Source organism: Empedobacter sp. GD03861, from assembly GCF_029840885.1.
Classification (GTDB): domain Bacteria; phylum Bacteroidota; class Bacteroidia; order Flavobacteriales; family Weeksellaceae; genus Empedobacter; species Empedobacter falsenii_B.
In genome coordinates, this window is record NZ_JAOCDJ010000070.1 from 1 (window position 1) to 3,801 (window position 3,801).

General features: G+C 26.3%; 6 protein-coding genes. All 6 read left to right on the forward strand.

Translation table 11 applies throughout. The features are described from left to right. The first annotated feature begins 276 nt into the window (after positions 1-276). Positions 277-1,017 carry a ParA family protein gene (locus N5D03_RS14575; protein WP_280052075.1) on the forward strand — a complete coding sequence of 247 codons (741 nt, stop codon included), beginning with the start codon at positions 277-279 and terminating at the stop codon, positions 1,015-1,017. A gap of 47 nt (positions 1,018-1,064) precedes the next feature. Beyond that, positions 1,065-1,361, forward strand: coding sequence for a hypothetical protein (locus tag N5D03_RS14580; protein ID WP_280052076.1), 297 nt, complete (start codon positions 1,065-1,067; stop codon positions 1,359-1,361). A gap of 64 nt (positions 1,362-1,425) precedes the next feature. Further along, positions 1,426-2,217 (forward strand): Fic family protein, encoded by a 792-nt coding sequence (locus N5D03_RS14585; RefSeq protein WP_280052077.1) that lies wholly within the window; start codon positions 1,426-1,428, stop codon positions 2,215-2,217. Positions 2,218-2,529: 312 nt separating this feature from the next. Then, positions 2,530-3,051, forward strand: coding sequence for a hypothetical protein (locus N5D03_RS14590; protein ID WP_280052078.1), 522 nt, complete (start codon positions 2,530-2,532; stop codon positions 3,049-3,051). Between the two features lie 335 nt (positions 3,052-3,386). Further along, positions 3,387-3,596 (forward strand): hypothetical protein, encoded by a 210-nt coding sequence (locus N5D03_RS14595; RefSeq protein WP_280052079.1) that lies wholly within the window; start codon positions 3,387-3,389, stop codon positions 3,594-3,596. Beyond that, entirely contained in the window at positions 3,586-3,795 is a 210-nt protein-coding gene (locus N5D03_RS14600; RefSeq protein ID WP_280052080.1) for a hypothetical protein, read from the forward strand. The genes N5D03_RS14595 and N5D03_RS14600 overlap by 11 nt, the downstream gene beginning before the upstream one ends. Positions 3,796-3,801: the final 6 nt, after the last annotated feature.

A 3,801-nucleotide genomic window follows, 5' to 3' on the forward strand; every position in this document is an offset into this window, starting at 1 on the left:
ATTTTAATATCAATATTACATTTCTATTATTTCTATTATTTCTATTATTCCTATTATTTCTATTATTTCTATTATTTCTATTATTTCTATTATTCCTATTATTTCTATTATTTCTATTATTTCTATTATTTCTATTATTTCTATTATTTCTATTATTTCTATTATTTCTATTATTACTATTATTTCTATTATTTCTATTATTTCTATTATTTCTATTAAATATTTTATTTTTTATATTTAATAGAAATAATACATTTGTTATAAACATAAGAAATAATGATTATCAGTATATCAAATCACAAAGGAGGTGTAGGAAAAACTACATCTACAATTAATATAGGAGCTGCTCTTCACAAATTAGGTCATAAAGTTTTAATTGTTGATCTAGATGCTCAAGCTAATTTAACTCATAGTTTAGGTTTAGAGAATGAAGAAAAAAATATCTATAAAACATTAACAGAACAAGTAGAAATCACTCCTCTACAATACAAAGAAAATTTTGATATTATTGCTTCTACATTAGATATGTCAGCTATCGATATAGAACTTTCTGGAGAAGCAGGAAGGGAATTCATATTAAAAGAGAGATTATCAAAAATAAAAGATAAATATGATTATATTTTATTAGACACACCTCCATCTTTAGGTCTTTTGACAATAAATGCCTTCACTGCTTCTGATAAAATATTAATTCCTTTACAAGCTGAATATTTAGCTTTACAGGGGTTAAAAAAATTATCTGATGTAATTGTAAAAGTACAAAGCAGATTAAATCAGAACTTAGAATTAGCTGGAGTATTTTTAACTCAATTCGACTCTCGTAAAGTTTTGAATAGAGAAATTAATACTATGGTCAACAATTATTTTAAAGATAAAACTCTTCAGACAAAAATTAGAGATAACGTTTCACTTGCTGAAGCTCCTGTAAATAAGATGGACATATTTTCTTATGATGACAAATCAAATGGTGCTAAAGATTATAAGGATCTAACAAAAGAAATACTTGAAATACTTTAAATATTATATTTTTATGAAATATAATATTTATAATAAATAAAAGAAATATGGGAAAGAAAAGTATATTATCAAAAGGTATTGAGGGGTTACTACAAGGTAACCAGGATATTATTGTAGAGAAAAACGAAACAATTCAACAACCATCTATACAAGAAAACATTTCACCTAAAGCTGTTTATTTAGAAACTAAAACAACACAATTAGTTAAAATAGATACATTAGAAAAAATAAAAAATATAGCTTATTGGGAGCGTTCAAAAATCAAAGATATTTTTGAAGAAGCTTTTCAAGATTATATAAAAAAGTATGAAAGCTTAAACGGAGAAATTAAGAATAGGAAATAAATCATTTATTTGAATGAAGATAATTGATTAAAAATATACTTGTTGATCTTTAAAAATAAAAACAATGAAATCCTTAATAAATAAATATAAAGAACTTGGAATAGAAAAGACGATTGATCACGATAAGTTTAATCTAATTTCAGTTGTTCATCATTCAACAGTATTAGAGGGTTCAACTTTAACCGAAATTGAATCTTCCGTTTTAATTAATGATGGCTTGACACCTAAAGGAAAACCTTTAGAGCATTCCTTGATGGTAACAGATCATTATAAAGCTTTGATTTATGTAATTGAACAGGCAAATAAAAAAACACCTATTTCTGTTGAATTAATTAAAAACATTGGAGAACTTGTTTTAAAAAATACTGGATCAGTTTACGAAACTATTCTTGGAACTGTTGATGCTAGTAAAGGAGAATTTAGAAAAGGAAATGTTATGGCTGGAGCCACTTATTTTCCTAATTATGACAAAGTAGAAAGATTAATGAATGATTTAGTTTCTACTATTCAAAATAAAATGAAAACAAATCTATCTATAGAAGATCAGGTAAATTTATCCTTTGATGCTCATTTTAATATGGTGTCAATTCATCCTTTTTATGACGGGAATGGAAGAAGTTCAAGATTACTAATGAATTATATTCAACAATACTACAATCTTCCTTTAGCTATCGTTAATTCTGAATCTAAAGTGGATTATATTGAAGCTTTGATTGAAACCAGAGAAAAAGAGGATATATCTATTTTTAGACATTTCATGAAACAAGAATATTCAACTCAACTAAAAGAAGAAATTCAAAATTTTGAAAAAATATCTAAACCAAATAAAGGACTTGGTTTTAAATTTTTATTCTGATTAATTATTTCTTTCTATATGGGATAATCGAATAAATCCTAACTTATTAAATTTTAAATAATTTTCTTAAAACCCATAAATAATTTATTTGTGGGTTTTTATTCTTTTGTACTTTTACAATCATTAAAATAAAAATTACGTCAGCGATAGCTATCGTTATTTAGTTACAGAAAACTAGGAATCTTCTATAAAGACTAAATCGATAGGCTTTCGCCTGTGCCATATATTGGTGCGGGCTTGCCTTTCTTGTCTTTAGGGTATCTCAGTGCCTCTGCAACAGATTGTGTTAGTTTCGCACCAACTTTTAAGTATATGGAAAATCAAACTAAAGTCAGCCCTTACCATCAGAAGAAAGTTATCTCATCAATCTTCAATTTATTATTCTTCGACGATTCTAAACCTCCTTTATTCCAAACGATAGATGGAGTAGAAGTAGCTCCTTTCTGTGATAATTTCAGAATAATTGTAGAAAAAGGAGAACCAAAAGAAGTAATGGAATATTACTTTGATCAGTTTCATCAAAAAATGCCAAAAGACATTCGACATCAAGCATTTTTAATGATGTTCTCTCGCCCAACTTATCTAGTAGAAGTTGGCTTCTTTCTGGAGTTTAATATTCAAAACGGAGAAATAGATCAAGAAAATTTTAAAATTCTTGAGTCTATGATGATTAATCGACCAGATCATCCGCTTGTTAAATCATTTATTGGACATCTTTTATTAACTGATGAAGGCTATCAAGTTCTAAAAATGAAATATATAGAAAAAGAATGGTATAATTCCATCATCAAAAAACAAGTAAAAAAATACAACGATAACTTGGTTATATTTTAAATGATCTATAATTATCTCTTCTATAAAAACGATACTATCTTTATAAAAGAGATAATTTACTTCTTATTGACCGATTTGAATACCCTTACTCAACGGTAGAATGCGCCTTCCAGAGGATTTTTAAACACAAAGTAATTTATCCAAAACGGCACTATCACAATATCAGTGTTTTAACATAAAAAATATTGGTAGATAATAATACTTATGTTAAGTAAATAGATACCTTTTCTTACTATGGAATTTTTGTTAGGACATCCAATTTTAACCACATTAACGATTATTACATAGTTTTTGTATTTTTGTTTAGGATAATTATGAATTTAAAAATGTAGATTATGACAATACAAGAAATTTATATTGTAGAACCTTCTACATCCGAAGAAGCAGAAGCTTTAAAAGCTTTTGCAAAAGCATTAAAAATGAAAATAACGAAACATAAGAACCCTACAAAAGAAGGATTGAAACAGGCTGTTAACGAATTAAATCTTATTAAAGAAAATAAACTAAGTGGTATTTCAGCAAAAGACTTACTAAATGAGTTATAATATTATTGCTGTTCCTGAATTTCTAAAACAAACAAAAAAGCTAGGTAAAAAGTATCGCTCTTTAAAAGATTATCTTCTAATTTTATTTAAAGATTTAGAAGAAAACCCAACATTAGGAACTAATCTAGGCGATAATTGTTATAAAATTCGTTTAGCTATAAAGTCTAAAAGTAAAGGAAAGAGTTGGATATCCCCCTGAATTTTC